At 38.8% G+C, this 19401-nt stretch carries 10 protein-coding genes and 1 pseudogene; 8 read left to right on the forward strand and 3 right to left on the reverse strand.

Annotated elements, in window-relative coordinates:
- The first annotated feature begins 3 nt into the window (after positions 1-3).
- The gene (locus tag PBV53_RS03425; protein ID WP_270095786.1) at positions 4-744 is read left to right on the forward strand and encodes a 3-oxoacyl-ACP reductase family protein; all 741 of its coding nucleotides are present in this window, start codon (positions 4-6) and stop codon (positions 742-744) included.
- 1163 nt (positions 745-1907) lie between these two features.
- On the opposite strand, the gene PBV53_RS03430 is transcribed toward PBV53_RS03425, so the two are convergent.
- Complete coding sequence (locus PBV53_RS03430; RefSeq protein WP_270095787.1) at positions 1908-5009, reverse strand: disaggregatase related repeat-containing protein; 3102 nt, start codon at positions 5007-5009, stop codon at positions 1908-1910.
- A gap of 862 nt (positions 5010-5871) precedes the next feature.
- Between PBV53_RS03430 and PBV53_RS03435 the strand changes: the two genes are divergently transcribed.
- From PBV53_RS03435 to tnpB, 6 genes and pseudogenes are all read left to right on the forward strand, one after another.
- Positions 5872-7065, forward strand: coding sequence for a phenylacetate--CoA ligase family protein (locus PBV53_RS03435; RefSeq protein ID WP_270095788.1), 1194 nt, complete (start codon positions 5872-5874; stop codon positions 7063-7065).
- A complete protein-coding gene (locus PBV53_RS03440; protein WP_270095789.1) occupies positions 7062-8123 on the forward strand; it encodes a CapA family protein in 1062 nt (353 codons plus the stop codon). Before PBV53_RS03435 ends, PBV53_RS03440 begins: the two co-directional genes overlap by 4 nt.
- Positions 8124-8133: 10 nt before the next feature.
- Entirely contained in the window at positions 8134-9240 is a 1107-nt protein-coding gene (locus PBV53_RS03445) for a glycosyltransferase (protein WP_270095790.1), read from the forward strand.
- Between the two features lie 470 nt (positions 9241-9710).
- Positions 9711-10568 carry a polysaccharide deacetylase family protein gene (locus PBV53_RS03450; protein WP_270095791.1) on the forward strand — a complete coding sequence of 286 codons (858 nt, stop codon included), beginning with the start codon at positions 9711-9713 and terminating at the stop codon, positions 10566-10568.
- A gap of 323 nt (positions 10569-10891) precedes the next feature.
- Entirely contained in the window at positions 10892-12019 is a 1128-nt protein-coding gene (locus PBV53_RS03455) for a GNAT family N-acetyltransferase (RefSeq protein ID WP_270095792.1), read from the forward strand.
- A gap of 207 nt (positions 12020-12226) precedes the next feature.
- Positions 12227-13336, forward strand: a pseudogene (gene tnpB, locus PBV53_RS03460) (IS200/IS605 family element RNA-guided endonuclease TnpB).
- On the opposite strand, the gene PBV53_RS03465 reads toward tnpB, so the two are convergent.
- Both PBV53_RS03465 and PBV53_RS03470 read right to left on the reverse strand, forming a co-directional pair.
- Positions 13322-15868 carry a sugar-binding protein gene (locus PBV53_RS03465; RefSeq protein WP_270095793.1) on the reverse strand — a complete coding sequence of 849 codons (2547 nt, stop codon included), beginning with the start codon at positions 15866-15868 and terminating at the stop codon, positions 13322-13324. The pseudogene tnpB and the gene PBV53_RS03465 sit on opposite strands and share 15 nt — an antisense overlap.
- A 95-nt stretch (positions 15869-15963) precedes the next feature.
- Positions 15964-17418 (reverse strand): oligosaccharide flippase family protein, encoded by a 1455-nt coding sequence (locus tag PBV53_RS03470; protein WP_270095794.1) that lies wholly within the window; start codon positions 17416-17418, stop codon positions 15964-15966.
- Positions 17419-18234: 816 nt separating this feature from the next.
- Here PBV53_RS03470 and PBV53_RS03475 point away from each other — a divergent pair.
- Positions 18235-19383, forward strand: a complete 1149-nt coding sequence (locus PBV53_RS03475; protein ID WP_270095795.1) for a glycosyltransferase family 4 protein — start codon at positions 18235-18237, stop codon at positions 19381-19383.
- Positions 19384-19401 lie beyond the last annotated feature (18 nt).

Consider the following 19401-nt stretch of genomic DNA (forward strand, 5'->3'; position numbering starts at 1 on the left):
AAAATGCTTACAGACAAAGTGGTACTCGTCACAGGAGCGAGCAGGGGAATTGGAAGAGCTACAGCCTTGATTGCAGCAGAGAACAATGCACACGTGATCATTAACTATAACAAGAGTGAGGAACGGGCAGCTGAACTGATGGACCTGATCCGTCGGAAGGGGCTTAACGCTTCGATGATCAAGGCCGATGTCTCATCAGAAGACGATGTCAAGGCCATGTTCGAATCTATCAAGGAGGAACATTCCAAACTTGATGTGTTGATAAACAACGCAGGGATCATGCGAAACAACCTTCTGATGCTAACTAATATGGAAATGTTCGACCGTACCATCGGGATCAATCTGAAGGGAACGTTCCTGTGTACCAGATATGCATCGAATATAATGAGGAAGCAGGGGTCGGGAAGGATCATCAATTTATCGTCCACCATAGGACTCAAAGGGAATGCCGGGCAGACAGTATATTCAGCAAGCAAGGCGGCAGTGGTCGGATTTACAAGATCCGCAGCGAAGGAACTGGGCAGATATGGGATAACGGTCAATGCTATTGCACCAGGTCTTATTGAGACCAACCTTATAAAAGATATTAAAACTGATATTCGAGAAAAAATGATGTCCAATATTGCCCTTGGACGTATCGGTACGCCGGAAGATGTCGCAAAAGTAATATTGTTTTTGAGTTCGGATCTTGGAAGTTATGTCAGCGGAGAGGTCATTGTGGTGGATGGATGTCAGATGATGTGATCGACCACCAGTGACTTTCTTCACAGATATTAGACGATTGTTTCGGACGCTGATGTTGTGGCTGTCATGACCGGGAATTCAGATTACTTCAAATTTGACCCAGCCCAGTTGAAATCCCCACAGGCAAGGAACATCCGACCATCATTGATGGCAGGAATGTTGTAGACCTGATGAGTATGTCAATAGGGGTTTCGTTTACAAGAAATTGGAAGGGCTTATATGAACAGCCATTTCATATAGTTAAAATATAGAAACAGAGTTATGCAGTATATTTTATACCCCTCGTCATTTTTTTGTTGGATATTTGATCTGGCCTACACCCTTCTTTTTTGATATGACACGACATTTATCAATAAAGTCGCTTATCATTTTGCTTCTTTTCAGGGTCACATAATAATTTCAGATACAGATGAGATCACTTTTCTGACCTGTACCTGACCTCAAAACCAAGATGATTCAATGCAACCAATGCCATCATTATCACAGAGCATATCAAAATAATCGATAGATAGCATGTCAGCAGGTAATGAACGAAGTCAACACTTGCAAATTCCGCATTCACATACGAAAATATGCAGATTGGTTGCTTGTATATCGGATAAAAATAGTCCATTATCTGGCAAGATCATCCAGCAAGAGATGTGCAAGAGACATGGAAACGGCATTAAATCTCATATATACAGCCTCCCAAAATTTCGATATACTACATATCCGACAAATGCTCCAAATATGAATGCAGAAGAGCTGAAGAGTAGTGAATGCTTTGCGATGGGACCGATCCAGCTGTTGCAAAGTACCATTTACAAGGATATTATAAACGACCATGAGGTCCAGAGACAGTGCAAAAAATCCCCCACAAAAAGCAGCAACAGAATTTGCAGACCATTTCGGGATGAAAGTTCTTTACGAAGGAGTGCTGCAAAGTTTGCATTGATCACAATCGCACTGATGCAAAGTACAAAAAAAATAGCATGCTGTTGGATAAACCATGTTAATAGGTAGAACATTTGAAGATAAAAATCGATCAGGGATTGTTTTGATAAGGAAGATTTCAGATTAGCTAATAAATCTCTCCAGTCTAAGCCGACAAGAACATCCCCTCGAGAAAAAAACAATTCAGATTCATTAGGTATAAATAAAAAGGATGGCGCAAGATTTGCGCCTCAATTTACAATATCACCAAAATTCTGTGCAACTGCTGTGAGATCCAGGATGTTAATTAGACCATCCTGGTTAACATCACAGCGTGGGTCACTCTCCGCAGAGCTGCCGATATTCTGGCCAACCAGTGTGATGTCCAGAATATTAACGATTCCATCTTCATTCACATCCGCGCGTGGATAGGCGGCATTTACTTTTATAGTAAAGGATTCTGAGTCAGCAAGATATCCATCTGTTACCTCTGAAGTGACAACATAAGTACCTGCCTGACCCTCTGAAGGCGTCCATATGAATTCACCTGATGCGGAATCAAAGCTTGCACCGACCGGAAGGCCTGCTGCCGAGTATATCAGAATATCGCCATCCGCATCTGTAGCACTGACTGCAAATGTAAGCGTACTTGTTTCATCAACATACTTTGCACCAATTTGATCAATAACTGGTGCTGTATCAACGAGCACGGTTGCTTTTGAAGTTGTGAAAGGCATGAGATTTGAATTGGTATCACTGATAACCACATTGGCCAGATCAATTTCTGCCATGCCTGTAGCACTTCCTGCTGTCATGCTGATCGTAGCCATCACACCCTGGGATGTGACACTTTCCGAGCCGATAATTGAGGAGTAGACTTCTTCGATCTTGCCATCATTGTTTAGCATTATTCCACTGCTGAAAAACGTGGAAGCACCGTTCTGATCGAAAAGGTTACCTTCTGTTACACTTCCTGCTGTCAGCTTTGAACCATCAAAAAGAAGATCTAACTGAGCCCCTGTTATTGGTACTGCAGGATCGATCAAAACATCCACCGTGAAGGTTTCACCAGGAGTTACCTGATCCGATGAAGCTAAAAGGTGGACAGGAGTGATTGATGGATTCGCAGGTCCAATTACAGAATCGCTTTCTGTTGCATGACCGATGGTGAGCTTTGGCCTCTGGTTCTCATTGCTCCAGTCAGAACTGTAGAATGCAATATAGTTGTCATGCTCATTTTGTGCCTTGAGGAAGAAACCGGTGTTGTCGTATTCACCACTGACATAATCCTGCACCAGTTCTGTGATATCGAACTCATAGTACCTGTTATCAGGCAGATCATTTGCATCAAACGTTATTGATGCATAAGGCTCACTGCCCTGGGCTACATTGTTCACATCGAACCAATCCCCACCCGCGTTGTTCCATGGAGTGCCAGCTGCCTTGTTGTTCCAGCTTACATCATCAGAATTCCAGTCAGCTGCTCTGTAGATCTCTACAACAGTGTCCTGGTTACGTGGACTGTTCTCAGGATAGTACCAATATAATGAAAGGGTTGCATCAGAGACTGTGTCAGTGGTGTTATACGTACTTAGGTTAAACCACATGACATCCCTATAACGACCTGTACCATCAAAGTGCCCTATGTCAATATAATTGTCCTCTGCAAGGGTAGTATCAGGAGTTGATTCGCGCAGTCGGTTGTCATAAACCAGACTTGGTGCTGTAGCAGTGTTTCTAATTACAGTTATGGTAACTTCTTCAGAATCAGTGAGCTGACCATCCGTTACTTCAAATGTGACAGAATGGGTACCTTCCTGACCTTCGGATGGTGTCCAGCTGAAAGCACCTGTGGAACTTCCAATGCTTGCACCAGATGGGAGACCAGTGGCTGAGTAAGCAAGACTATCACCGTTAACATCTGTGGCACTGACAGTAGAGATTAAGGTGCTTCCTTCATCCACTGTCCTGTCACCGATCGCGTTCAGGACGGGTGCTGTGTTACTTGGTGCTGGTTTAGAATCATCACTTCCATACACACCTATACCTGCATCAATTATCGGTGAATTCGATCTTAGACGGTAATCATGATTTGCTCGATCAACGAACAATGGATCGACATTGAGATCGGATGCATATGAACCGACATTGCGGTAATTACCTTTTTCGTTGTCCCATACATTGTTGTTCTCCAGGATAAGATCATGCCTTGAGTCAAGATAATTATTGATCCCATACCCACTTGATGAGAAAGCACTGTTATAATTTGAGCCAGTGATGATATTGTTTCTGATATATATCTTGTAGCCGGTTGTGCTACCCATTCCAAATCTGTTACGGGTGATGATCCCATCTCCCTCACTACTATCGATCACATTGTTTTCAATTACTGTGTTGTCCCAACCATTTATCTGGATCCCACCACTGTGTGAGCCATAACCTGTTGAGTCGTAGATCAAATTATGATGAATATACAGATCACTTGCTTTATCAAGTGCGGGGGTTCCTGTCACACGGTTACAAACAACCACACCAAATTCTTGATGGGTTTTTATTTCATTATATGAAATTTCATAATTTTGACATGTGTATGAAGCTCCAGTAAGAGATAGATAGATCGCAGACAATCCATGTAATGCAGATGGATCGGTCTGCATTATATTGTTAGTGATCACAACATTATCTGTGTTCTCTATTCTGAAACCACAATCACCATTTAGAACTGAAACGAGATTATCGTGAATGTAAACACCATCAGATCCATGTATATATATGTCATCATGACCTGTCCAATAAAATTCATTGTCATGGATGTTCATATTAGCGGGTTTTCCGTCGCCGTTGATCTTAATTCCATCATTTGCTATATGATGGATTTCCATGTTATATATCTCGAAATCATACGGGTCACTACGATCGCCATTAGGACCGTTATGCCGAAATCCAAACCCATCCATGAAACTCCGCCCGTGAACAGCAGGCTCACCATACACAGTCCTTACATACTTTTGTGCAAAGTAGTTTCCATCTACTTGAAAATCATGGATCTTAAAATTATGTGCCGCACGTGTAGCAGGTTCAAACAATGATTTGTATTGCGGAAACATACATTCATCTACCAATGTTATGATAGTGTCATCTACACCTGCACCCTGCAAGTTCATATTTGAATAGAATATGACAGTATTTGCTATTTCATAATTGCCAGCTTTGATGTACACAGTATCATATTCAGGATGAGCATTCACAAACGCAGTTGCCTGGTTGATCTGAACTTCGTCTGCTGTCCCATCCGTGTTATAATCACCGCTGCCATCTGTGGCAACATATACGATCGGGGCAGTACTACCCAAAACAGTCGGAATCGTTAGTAACAAAATGAATGATACTATTAACAAGATATTTAGCTTTTTCATGATTACCACATATGTTTATTTAAGACTTTTATATTGGTTTTAGATATATATGATGTGAAGCTCAGGGTTTTTATTCGATATAAGTGTTGTGAATTTCCGTCACCATCATATTTACCGAATAACGTTTTTTATGTACACTGATATGAGTGTTGTGTTCACAATTCTTGTATTTGAGAACACACTGTCCCGGAGTATGCCTATTGTGGTCAAGATATATCCATACGTTAATATTAAGAGAAGAATCGTAATAAATAGAACCTATAAACAGAACTCAATAAAAAATATACCAGTGATAAAACCAGCATTATTAGATTACTTCGTAGTTAAATTCTATAAGTGCAGATAGTTGTCAAAATACATACATATGTCATGGGCTAAGAGAAGAATCGTGATAAATAGCACCCATATACAGAACCCAATGAAAAATATGCAAGTGATAAAACCAGCAAAATGAGACCACTTCGTAGTTAAATCCTACAAGTGCAGTTAGTTGTTAGTGTCCAAAACCATTAGCAATAAGTTAAAAGACTCCTTAACCGAAGACCAATGGATTTCATCGCATAAACCCATACATAATATAACCATTTCTACACAAAGCCGTCTTAGGGGAAATCCTTAAAATGATAGGAAACTAATAAAATATTAATTGTTACTTAATACTATGTACCATAAACCATTATTCATATTTGCCCATCTTTTAGGAGAGGTTAACTTTTATTCCACATACAAACGTGTGGTACACTCACAGTTTAACCCCTACTCTGAGCTAAAAACAGATCAGGAAAAACAACTGAGGCACATGATTAGTTTTGCATACGACAATGTTCCATACTATCACAAACTATTCAATGAGCTGAGACTTACACCATCTGACATTAAGACGATCGAAGACCTTGAAAAAATTCCGACTCTTACCAAAGACACTATCAAAGACAACTGGGAGGATTTCAAGCCAGTCGATCTGGACACAATGAGATACTACACGGATTCAACAGGTGGATCTACGGGGACTCCCTTTCGATACAGGCTGTTGAAATATGATCGTTTTTTATCCGGTGCAATGCTCTATCGTGGATGGGGGTATGCTGATTACGAACTTGGAGATCGGATGGTATTTCTGGCAGGTTCCTCTTTGGATGTCGGAACCAAATCTATTGTGGTCAACAAAGCTCATGAGGTCTCAAGGAATATTCGCAAACTATCTGCGTTTGATATGGGTCCTAAGGATATGCAACAATATGCAAACGTCATCAATTCATTCAAACCTAAATTTATAAGGGGTTATGCTTCATCGGTTAATTTTTTTGCTAATTTCATTAATGAGAACAATGTTGACATCCCCACACCTCAGGCAGTTTTCACTACTGCAGAGAAACTGATGCCCCACATGCGGAAAAACATTGAAGATAGGTTTGGATGTGAGGTCTATGATGCCTATGGTCTGAACGATGGTGGGGTGGGTGCTTACGAATGTGCAGAACACAATGGACTGCATATAGATACCGAACGAAGCATTATGGAAATTGTGGATGATGATGGCAGGCAGCTGGAAGAGGGTATTGGAAGGATCCTGGCAACGAGTCTTCATAATTATGCGATGCCTTTCATCAGGTATGATACGGGAGATATAGGACATCTTCTCAATGACGAATGTGGTTGTGGAAGAAAATCCAAGTTGTTGAAAGAAGTCATGGGGCGGACTGTTGATATTCTGTTAACTCCTGACGGAAGGCATGTTCATGGATATTTTCTGCTATATATTTTCTGGGAATATGGAAAGGGTATAAAAGAATATCAGGTAGTACAGACAAAGGTTGATAAGCTTGTCATCAAGATCGTAACAGACGATAGTTTTGATGAAAAACAACTGGACATGATCAGAGAGATCATTAAAAGTAAGTCCAACGAATGGGACGTTGAATTCAGGTTCGTTGATGAGATAGAAAGGACAAAAGCTGGAAAGTACAAGTTTATCATCTCTGAGCTGGTATGATGTCAGATAATGATGCTGTAACACTTATGGCCGTTGGCGATGTTATGCTGGGAGACCATCCTATCTGCATTGGTCACGGTGTGGGAAGTCTCATCAAAGAAAAAGGATCCGAGTTTATATTTGAGAATGTTTCAGATATATTAAAAAAAGCAGATATTACATTTGGAAATTTAGAATCAGTCCTATCCGATGTTGAAATCGATCTCGCTAACATCAAATCGGTACAATTGCGGGGTTCAGAAAGCTCGGTAGATGGCCTCATTTCTGCAGGCTTTGACGTGATGTCTATAGCGAATAACCACATTTTGGAACATGGCGAGAGATCACTGATAAGAACTCAGGAATTACTATCTAATAGTGACATCAAGACAGTAGGTGTGTCTGAAAATAAAAAGAGATCCAGGGATTTGGTCATTTTAGATCGAAATGGAATTTCTTTTGGTTTCCTAGCTTATTGTCTTGTGCGTGATGAAACCTCTTATTGCTCTGTTGAAGACCCCCAGGATATTGTCAGTGATATCAAAAAAGTCAAAGATGATGTGGACATTTTGATTGTTTCACTTCATTGGGGTAATGAATTTGTTAGAAAACCATCACCAGACGAATTTTCTCTTGCCCATGACATAATTGATGCAGGTACAGATCTTATTCTGGGACATCATCCACATGTGTTACAGGGTGTCGAGAGATACAATAATGGAGTTATAGTATATAGTATGGGTAATTTTGTTTTTGATATGTGGCAAAGGAAAATGAGGGAATCTATGATATTTTCATGTAAATTCTCTAAGAATGGTATTGTAGATTTCGAGATCATTCCTGTATTTATCAATGATCATTACCAACCCTGCCCTCTTTATAGGAAAGATAAAGATACCCTCTTGTCGAAAATTAATAATGAGTTCATAGAATGTGTTAGTAAAGATACGTATCAAGAGGAAGTAAGGAATTGTAGAGGTCAATATCGTTTGGCTCTTGTTAAGCACTTGATTACAAATTTCTATCGATATAAGTTCACATACCTATGCCAGATACTTGAAAACTTTGTCAAAAAATGATGGTGATCTTATGAAATTATTAATTACATTGAAATTGGCCGATAGAAACATGATGCACCATCTTTATCCAATAACATTATTGGATGAAGTAGATAAGTTGATAGTTGTACGAGATACAAAAGGCCCTGATATTAACAAATTTCAGTACCATTGCCCCCCATATTGGACTTTGAAGATCCCCATAATCGCTTTATTGTATAAATTTGTGCTAATGATCATTCTATCCATTCGGGAAAAACCAGAGTTGATCCATGGTTACCTTATGTTCCCACATGGTATTTTAGCATTTGTAGTAGGCAAATTAACAAGGAAGAAAGTGGGAATATCGTTACTTGCAGGACCTGTAGAACTCTATGCCCCAGGAAGGAGTCCAATAGGTAAATACTCATACTGTAGACCACTACCACCTTTGAATTTTTCAGCAAAAATATTTTTACACATACTAGACAAATGTGATATTATAACAGTCACTGGAAGCTATACCAAAAAATATTTGGAAAATAAAGGTGTCAAAAATGATACAATTTCTGTACTTCCCCATGCAGTAGATAATAAATTTAAGCATGTGAATTCTATTAAAGAATATGACATTGTGTTTGTTGGAAGATTGGCTGGCGTAAAACATGTTGAGACACTAATAAAGTCAATTGATATCGTAAGACGTACGTATGAGGAGGTAAGGGTTGCAATAGTAGGGGATGGCGAGTGTAAAACAAAGCTAGAAGAGCTTACTAGAGAACTTGGTCTGATGGAGAACATATTTTTTGCGGGGTATCAATCTAATTCATGGAATTGGTACAACAAAGGAAAAATGTCGATATTAACATCCGAAAGAGAAGGTTTCCCTTATTCAGTTGTCGAAGCTCTTAGCTGTGGCTTACCGGTCATCTCCTCTAATTGTGGAAATGTTTCAGATATCATAAAACATGGATATAACGGATTTATTATTGATGATTACCAAGATCACATTTCATTTGCTGAAGCAATCCTTGAATTTTTGCAAAATCCTGAAACTTTATTGGAATTTTCGAATAATGCAGCAAAAAGTGTTCGCGACCTGAATGAAGAAAGTGTGACAAACGTGTGGAATACTATCATTAATGCGATCTCAAAATAAGCATTTAGAAACTTTGAAATTGGATTAAAATTAGGCATAGTTGTGGATTAATTAGAGTTTAGAGGTACCGATCTACACGATGAGATGGCCATCTTAATGAATGCTTGTACTGTGTTTGTATTGCCGGGTTTGAGGGACTAGGAGGAGGTCTGATCGAAGCAATGGCTTGTGGGAAGCCTGCAGGGTTGCAACTTATAATGGTGGGAGTGAAGAGATTATTATATCAGATGATTGCGGATTGTTGTGTGAATCGACGTAGTCAATAAAGCTATCCGATAATTTTTTGTTAGTATTGCATCAAAAATTGCATGTCAGGAAAATAGAAACTTGTTTTGCTTAATTTACTTTGGATGAAATGCGTAAATAAATCACCTCCACAGATGAAATATAAAATGTTACTCGACTTCAACAAAAAGTAATAAAAAACCATATATGCTGCGGAACTTATCTTTAAATGTGGGGGAAACAGAATGCTTGTAAAAATACCATTCCTTTTGTTGCGGCTAACAGGGATACCATTATTCATCAGAGAAGTCATCCAGAGAAAAAAAGTAACAATCGTGAATTTTCATGATATAAGTCCTGACAAAGCAGACAGGACCCTAAGAATACTAAGCTCCAAGTACAATATAATCCCCCTGCAGGATTATGTCAGAGCAAAAGAAGCAGGAACAGTTGATGAACTGCCACCAAAATCATTGATCATAACAATGGATGATGGACATAAGAGCAACTATGAGCTCAAACCCCTGCTGGAAAGATATGATATACCCGCCACTATATTCCTGTGCAGCGGCATAGTAGACACAAACCGCCATTTTTGGTGGTCCCACAAGACAGGCAATGATTATAGTCTTGAGGATCTGAAAAAGATTCCCAATAAGGAGAGATTGGAGATCTTGAGAGAATTTGGGTTCGAGCAAACAAAAGAGTTCGATGACAGACAGGCATTATCAAAGAATGATATCGAAGATATGAAGGCTATGGTAGACTTCCAATCCCATACTGCATTCCACCCTGTCCTGCCGAACTGTACCACATCTGAAGCATACAAGGAGATCTCACAGTCAAAGAAGGACCTTGAAGAGAAATATGGACTCAAAATATATGCATTGTCCTATCCAAATGGTGATTACTCAGATCGAGAGATCTCAATTGCTAAAAAAGAGGGTTATAAGTGTGGGGTCACCGTTGACGTAGGATTCAATTCCCAGGATACGGATATATTCAAACTGAAACGCTTCAGTATTCGAGATGGTTCAGACAGCAACGAAGTATTGGTCAAAGCAAGTGGATTGTGGTGGTATCTCATAAAATTTGTCACATGATGAAATAACACTGTATCGAGCCGAACTGTCCTGCCGCAAAGAACATTCAAAGCATTTACAAATGGTGTTTATGCACTTGCTAATGTCAATATAAGTGCCAGCAGGAACACCAAAGTTTATGATGATGCCTTAGGAGAGAGTGTCAAATGGGAGCAGAAACCGGACGGTACCATAACATTCAAGGTGGAGAATAAACATCGTTATAAAATAATTACAGATCAATACTGGTATTTTTAAAGTTTGAATAACTTAAAACTTTTACTTTGCAACTAAATCAGACAATAATATAAGTAATCATCACACAAATAATTAATAGGAATACCATGCCATCAACAAAGATACGCACGCTGGAGGAAAAGGACTTTTCAGAACTAGCAGATTTCTTGAGAGAGGGGTTACACTACCCACCTGAGATTTGGCAACGTCGTTTCGATATGTGGTGGAAAAACAATCCCTGGATGGATCCATCCATCCCGTTTGGCTGGGTCATTGAAGACGAGAAATCGGAAATTGTTGGTTTTATGGGGAATATCCCTGTAAAATATCAGATAAAGGGGAGAGATGATATCGCTGCAACCGGTACATCACTATATGTGCGACCTTCGGTACGAGGAGTTATCAGCCTTCAGCTGATACTGGCATTTGCCAGACAGAAAAATATTAAGCTCCTGCTCAACACCACGGCAAATAAGACCGCGACACAAATATTCTCCAAATTGGGTTTTTCTGATATCGATGTCCCGTTTAATAATCTAGAATACTGGTATATTCGAGATTATGGACAAATGTGTGATTTATACATACAAACGAACATTACATCTCACAGCCTGCTACCTTTAAGAAAAGTTTCAGTGGCTCCCATAAAGTTGATCTCACCTTTTGTTCGATGGTTCAAGGATAAAAGAACATTTAAGTTACAACCGAATCATTACAAATGTTCTCTATGCACAGATTGTGATGATTCGTTCACAGAATTGTGGAAAAACAGCAGAACAAAAAATGCAACAACACTGTGCCGGGATGCAGAGACACTTAAATGGATATATTTCTCAAAAGCTGTCGCTGAGAAGCGATATGTGATCAAGTGTATCGATACCCAAAATGATAAGCTAGTTGGATATTTTGTATTTGATATTGCAGGTTCTGAAAAAGATATTAAGACCATGCAACTGAAAGATGCATACATACCACAATTCGAAGAAGAGATAGTTCTATCATTAATTGCGTTCTCAATGGACATGGCAAAAATACATAATGTTGCTGCATCAGTATTCTGGCCTATCGATCAGAAAATGGATGAAATACTGAAAAAACGAATTAAGATAAAAAGAAAGCACAAACTTACATATCTGTACAAATTTCTCAATGAGAATGATGAATTGGATTTGGAGGGGCATGAAGATCACGAATTTATCCCTTCGTACATTGATCCCGATAGAGGAGCACTATAAGAAATTAGCATGGACGTTCAAAATTTAAAGATCAGACACTATTTTTTGTGTACGATCGTTTTACAGCAGAGTCCCATGATATTTTTGCTAAATTTATCATAATAAGCAGAACACCCCGCGTAAGCTAGGGGATGAATGCGTACTGACATGATGATAACTGTTATTTAACTCAAAGCATAAGTACGGTTAAGTCGTATAGGGACAAGTATGTTAAAAGCTTTCAAGTATAGAATGTATCCTACAAAAGAGCAGGAAGAGATGTTTTTTCAACATTTCGGTTCATGCAGGTTCATCTATAATTGGGCTTTGGATAACAAGATTAAATCTTATCAAACGGAGGGCAAGTCAACATCAAGGTTCACGTTGAACAAAATGTTGACCGAGTTAAAGGTAGAACATGAATGGTTGAAGGATGTAAATTCTCAATCGCTACAAGGTGCTACTCTTAATCTTGAAAGCTTATACGAAGTTTTTCAGGGAAAAGACTGGATTTCCTAAATTTAAATCGAAGAAGAAACCTGTACAATCGTTTTCTGTACCACAATTCTATAAGGTGGACTTTGATGATAATAAAGTCTATCTTCCAAAGATAGGGTTTGTCAAGACTATTTTACATCGTAAATTTACAGGTAACGGAAAGACTGCTACGGTTTCCAGAACATCTACTGGAAAATACTATATCAGCATTCTTGTTGATGATGGTAAAGAAGTGCCTGTTAAATCCTCTTTCGATGAAAATTCAACTGTCGGCATTGATGTGGGGATTAAGGATTTCGCTGTTATCTCCAATGGTGAAAAAGTCGAGAATCCTAAGTATCTTAAAAACTCTATGCAACGACTGAATGTGCTACATCGAAGGATGAGCAAGAAACAAAAGGGCTCAAATAATAGGACAAAAGCTAAACTTGCATTATCAAAACTCCATGAGAAAGTCAGAAACCAGAGAAATGATTTCCAACACAAACTCTCTTCTAAACTATTAAGCGAGAACCAAGCTATAGCGTTGGAAACATTGAATGTTGAAGGGATGATAAAAAATCACAACCTTGCTCAACATATTGCAGATGCTTCGTGGAGTTCCTTTGTATCCATGCTCGAATAAAGGCAGAATGGTGTGGAAAGACCGTTCTCCGCATCGGACAATTCGAACCATCAACTAAAATCTGTAACGTGTGCGGTCACTACAAAAATGACATGACACTTGCGGTTAGAGAATGGGAATGTCCCGAATGCAATTCAATTCACGATAGAGATATTAATGCCGCTATCAACATTAAGAAATTTGCACTTAATAAACAGAACTTAATTGGAATTTGAAGCACCTTCGGAACGAGGGGAAGAGCCTGTGAAGTTGCGTTCGATGGAACGAGCTATGAAACAGGAAGTTCCATGCGTAAGCGTGGAGTAGTTCACACCTGTAATGATCGCATCTCCCCAGTATTCAGGTACAGCGTAGGAACCTGTTAGATTGCACCAATTAAAGAAATATAAATCACCTGCATTATCCAAGTCATTTATGGCAAGGAACAAACCAACAATGTCGTTAGAAGGTTGTCCGCCGACGTCACTCCATGGTATTGCAACCTCGATCATGTAGCCCCTATCCTTGTCACTTGCATCATTCTTGCTGCCCTGCAACCTCACGCTTTTGAGAATATTGCTGGTGTAATTGTAATCCTTCCCACTACCAGTACCCACATCATCCACCACTGCACCATTCAGGTTTATGATAAAGTGGTAGTCATCTGTCTGCATTGCGAACCCATTGTTGTGCAAAGTGTCAAGATATATCTCAACGCCATCATCCATATGTAGACTAGTGTCATCACTTACCCCATCTGCCCGGAGGTTGGTGTCTTTCACATCACATCCAAAGTAAAGGTACGTGTCATCATACATTGCCTTTATTGTTGCTATATTGTCTTCTTCTGGATTTCTGTCGGAGACTCCATAAATTGTAATCCCGACTGTGTTTTGCCAATCACTTAGATCACCATCGATTGTAGCTGTACCGCGTACTATGTCTAAATTTCCGCAGTCAGTGTCCGATGGAATTTCCTGTACAGTTAAAAGAACAGTGTCCGAATCGATTTTACCCTCAGCGTCTGTCACCGTCAGTGTTGCTGTATATGTTCCCACTGAACTATAGGAGTGCTGAACAACGATACCAGCGGCATCCTGCTGGAGTCCGTCAGAATCATCGAAGTCCCATGTATAGGATATAATACCAACATCGTCTGTTGATGCAGAGCCGTCCAAGGTCACGATCTCACCAGTAGAAACTGTGCGGTCAAGACCGGCGGAAGCATTACTGTAGTCCGACCCCGAGTATCCCACATCGATGAGCAGACTTGTTATAGAATCGATTATCCATCTACTGACCACAAAGCTTAAGCTCCTTTCTTCATCCACGGTCCTGCTGCCTATCGTGTTCAGAATGGGTGCTGGTGTAGAATCAGCACTTACATACACACCCATACCTGCATCAATGATCGGTGAATTCGGTTTTAGATGGTAATCATGATTCCCTCGATCAACGAACAATGGATCTACATTGAGATCGGATGCATATGAACCTACATTGCGGTAGCTACCTTTTTCGTTGCTCCATAAATTGTTGTTTTCCAGGATAAGATCATGCCTTGAGGCAAGATAATTATTGATCCCATACCCACTTGATGAGAAACCACTATAATAATCTGTGTTACTGATGATATTGTTTCTGATGTATATCTTGTAGCCAGTCGTGTCACCCATTTTAAATCTGTTTCTGGTAACGATCCCATCACCATTACAGCCATCGATCACATTGTTTTCGATCACAGTATTATTCCAGCCATTTATCTGGATTCCACCACCGTATCCATGACTTCCGATTGCATCATAGATCAAATTGTGGTGGATATACAGATCTTTAGCTTTGTCAATATCAGGCGTTCCTGCCACACGATTACAAACTACAATGCCCATTTCCTGAACATCTCTTATTGTATTGTACGCAACGGTATAATTGTTAGATGTGTGTAAACTATTAGTAAGGGATAAATAAATACCAGATAATCCACGAGGATCAGACGTTTTAGTATACAGAGTATTGTTTGTGATGACAACATCGCTTGTGTCTTCAATTCGCACGCCACAATCGCCATAGATCCATGTGAAATCATTGTCATAAATATGTACATTTTTTGTATACATAATGTATATATCATCATGACCTGTCCGATAAAACGTATTATCGTGAATTTTCAGATCAGCATCTGTACCATCCCCTCTGATCCTGATACCATCGTTTGCACCATCATGGAAGTACATATTGTAGATCTCAACATCGTATGGAGCACTGTGATCTCCATTCGCACCACTGGACGCAAAGAAGAGATCAAGGTATCCCCGACCATGTATGCTTGGCTCACCCATCTGGGTTACTACATATGTTTGCTTGTCAAGGTTCCCATCCACTTCAAAATCATGGATTTTAAAACTATGGGCACCCACACTAGATGGTTCGATCAAACCTTTTCGACCAGGCCATCCACATTCATCTTTTAATTTGACCACAGCACCTGGCTCACCTTCAAGTATTGTATTACTATGAATGAAGATCGTATCGCCTATAATGTAAGTACCACTTTTTAGATGAACAGTTGTATATTCAGAATGGCTTACTACGAAGTCCATTGCCCGGTTTATTTGAACCTGGTCATCCGTACCATCACAATTGATGTCACCGCTGCCATCTGTAGCAACATATACTGTTGATGCAGCCGAACTACGTAAAGTGGTTGTGATACCCAGTAACAGAACCAATATTAGTATACACAATATTGCGACAGTTGTTTTTCTCATTACTATCATCTTCTACAATAACATTGAGATATGACTCAAGACTTTGTAGATCCATACCTTACTTCTTTGATCGAACTATTGATTTTATAGCAAATTCATAACTTGTTCTTAATAGTCTTTAATATACCATATAATTGATCCCTCAATGTAATATCCTTATACATAACTACCAGATAATAAGCAAACGTAACTGCGAATGCAACAATGAAGATGACATATACCGATAAAGAGAGGTACTTCACCACAATTAGAGGAAGAGAAATTACAAGTGCTATTATCAGGTATTCCATTACATTTTTAATTTCTTCGATACATTGAACATCAGACATTCTTAATATATAGAGATCAGCAGCTCCCCACAACAGCACCGCAGTAGCCGAAAGTAAAGTAAGTGCTATGATTGGGTCTCCATAGGTACCTCCGATATAGAGCACACCAAAAATCGAAATAACAAAGACAAAATTAAAACCTAATGCTACATTTTGTTTTTCAAGTATATTGAAAGCAGATGATATAGGGGCGTAGATAAATCGCAAAAAGATCCACGGTGCCAATATCTTGGCATAGATCCCGGCAGTATACCAGTTCGATCCCAAGAAAAAGCTGAACAGCTCTTCACCGATGATCATGAATATAATCATCGGAAATATGCCAATCGATATCAATCTTCTATGAACATCAGTTAGTATATTCTTAAAATTGCCGGTAATGTTATTCACTTCACTGGCCTTCTGGAAAAATACCTGACTGGTGGCATCTCCTATCAGTGTCAGAGGTAGAACTAACAATTGATTTGCCATTGAATAGTATCCAACTACGGTAGAACTAAAGAAATATACGAGCATGAACGGCGTTAATTGAAGGGATATCATATTTGCAAGTTGAGACCACATCGAAAATATTGGAAATCGTTTATACCTGACCGCTAAGCCCCACATTTTTTTAAGAGATATGTTATTGAAAAGATGCAGTTCTGATCTTATTTTTATCAAAATAAGGAGATCTGCCAACAAATAGCCGAACATATAACCAGAGATCAATCCGATAGGTGATGTTCTGACTATCCCGATCCCAATTTGCGTAACCTTGGATGATAATGAATTAACGACCCTTGCTGTTGCAACAGTTCCATACATGACCCTCCGGGATGTCCATAAATTTAACACCAAAAAAAGGGCATTTAAAAATACAATAAGAGGAACGAATATGAGGTAATCAGAAAGTTGTGGGGCATTCAGGAAACTGCCTATTTGCTCCGGGAAAAGGACAAATATAAAACCAATAATAATAGATACAAATGTTAGAAGAATTATACAAAGTACAACAATATTAGCAGAATCTTCATCATTTTTTGGGAGCATAATAGAAAGCTGATAAGAAAAACAAGTGAATATAGTAAGAATAGTTGATATCGATAGAAAAAGTTGAAAGACCCCAAAATCAGCCGGAGAGTATATTCTTGCAATGACTGGGTATAGCATGATCCCCAATGACTGCGCCAGCAAACTCCCAAATACCAATTTTGATACGTTGTTAATGAAACTTGACATTATAGTACCTCACTTTTGCGTACCCATAGTTGATAGATGGTCAAAACAATACTCATTTTGTAAGAATATCTCACAGCTTTATGATGGACTGGGGGGTCAGGTGAGATAAAACTCCACTACAGCCATAATTGAATAGATTCGGACTATTTATTCACATACTTAGCGAAATTTAAGGAGTCTGGGATTACAGTTTTTATGATTCATTATCAGATGTCAGCATATATGAAAAAACTTACCAGAATATAATCTTTTTTATAAATATGAGTCTGCAAGGCAAACAACGCTCATTTTAATTATCTCGAAGTCATACATGGGATTTATTTCTACTTGATCGCATCCTTTCACCACCCAGAGGCATCTTGATCACTACTACATGGCTTTCGAGTCCGCAGCCAGATATTTTCGATAAATTTACTGGCCGGAGATCTTTGCCAGATCCATCACAAATAGACGCCTTATTGGCAATGCACTTGTATCCTTCTTTTTATGCTTTGCTGGGTTGCGATCACTATGGAAAGTGTAAAGGAACGCGCATATTTTAGGTATAAGGCACTTGTTTTTTCAGCTGTTTGAAAACAGCGTGTGAATAGCACCATGGAGTTATTCTGCCCTATTTTTGTATGGGAGGCTGGTGGACATCTATTCTGAGAGCGTACTTGATCATTTTCTTAATATGGTAGGAATTGCTGTGTTCCGCCTCTCCATGATTTTACCTCCGAATTTATTGGATTTATCAGAGTTTTTCAATATTATACATATGTAGTCTCAAAATATAAATATGTAAAGTCCAATAGTTAATATAAGAAAGTTGATTCCATGGAACAAAAAAAAGGCATAATTATATTGATGGGTGTGAAATTTTCATTCAGCATCGTTCAATCTTCAAGAGCCCTATACATATTCAAAGAACTGAAAGAGCAGTTTCCAGATACATACATAATTATGCGAAAGAATGAGGAAGAAAAGATCGAATTGGAAAACTTGATCCAAATTAAACCCATAATACCAATCTCAAAAAGATTTCAGCTTTTGAAGGGTATGGTAGTTACACTTCAAATAACTCTTCTTTCACTATGGCACATCGTTTCAAAAAGAGTTGATTATGTAATTGTCAGAGGATATGATACCATCTTGTTGTACCCTTTTCTAAAGATCCTTAACATCAAAATATATACGGATTATCATGGAAAGTATAAAAATGAATTAGATCAGCAAAATCGACATTTAAGAGCTTTATTTGTTGGTCATATTGAAAGATTGTCACTATATTTGGCAGACAGGATCATTGTGGTAAGTGGTGGTGTTATAACCCAGATACAAGAATACGAACATAAATGCATATACTTGCCCAATGGTATTGACATTCATACAATAAATGGCAATGATCAGGCATGTTCAATAAAATTACCCGGCAATAAAAAGATAATTGGATTTATTGGCAACTGGGAACAATTTATGAAAATAGAAGATGTGTGTGAATGTCTGAAATATGCAAATAATTGTATAGGAGTGATTATTGGGATGGGGTATAAAGCCGACCACATCATGAACAAATATAGTGACACTGAAAACATAATTTTCACCGGGAGACTTCAGCGGGAAGATGTTTATGCACTACTGCACAAATTTGATATTTGCATACTACCGTATGATAAAGATGACAAGCATTCCCTTTATCCAGATTATTTCTCTTCAAGAAAAGCAAAAGAATACATTGCAGCCGGGAAACCGATCGTAGTTTCAGACGTAGAGGGACGAGAGTCCTGGTTGATCGAAAATCAAAACTGTCTATTATACGAGTCTGGTAATCCAAAGGACCTGGCTGAAAAGATCGATATACTCCTGAATAATGAAGAACTATATGACAAAATGTGCACAAACAACAGAGACCTCTCCAAAAATTTTATGTGGGATACTATCATTTATCAATCTGGACTAATAGATGATATTCGTGGCAACATATGATCAGTATAGAAGGTACAC

This window comes from Methanococcoides alaskense, from assembly GCF_027594145.1.
In the GTDB taxonomy this organism is placed as follows: domain Archaea; phylum Halobacteriota; class Methanosarcinia; order Methanosarcinales; family Methanosarcinaceae; genus Methanococcoides; species Methanococcoides alaskense.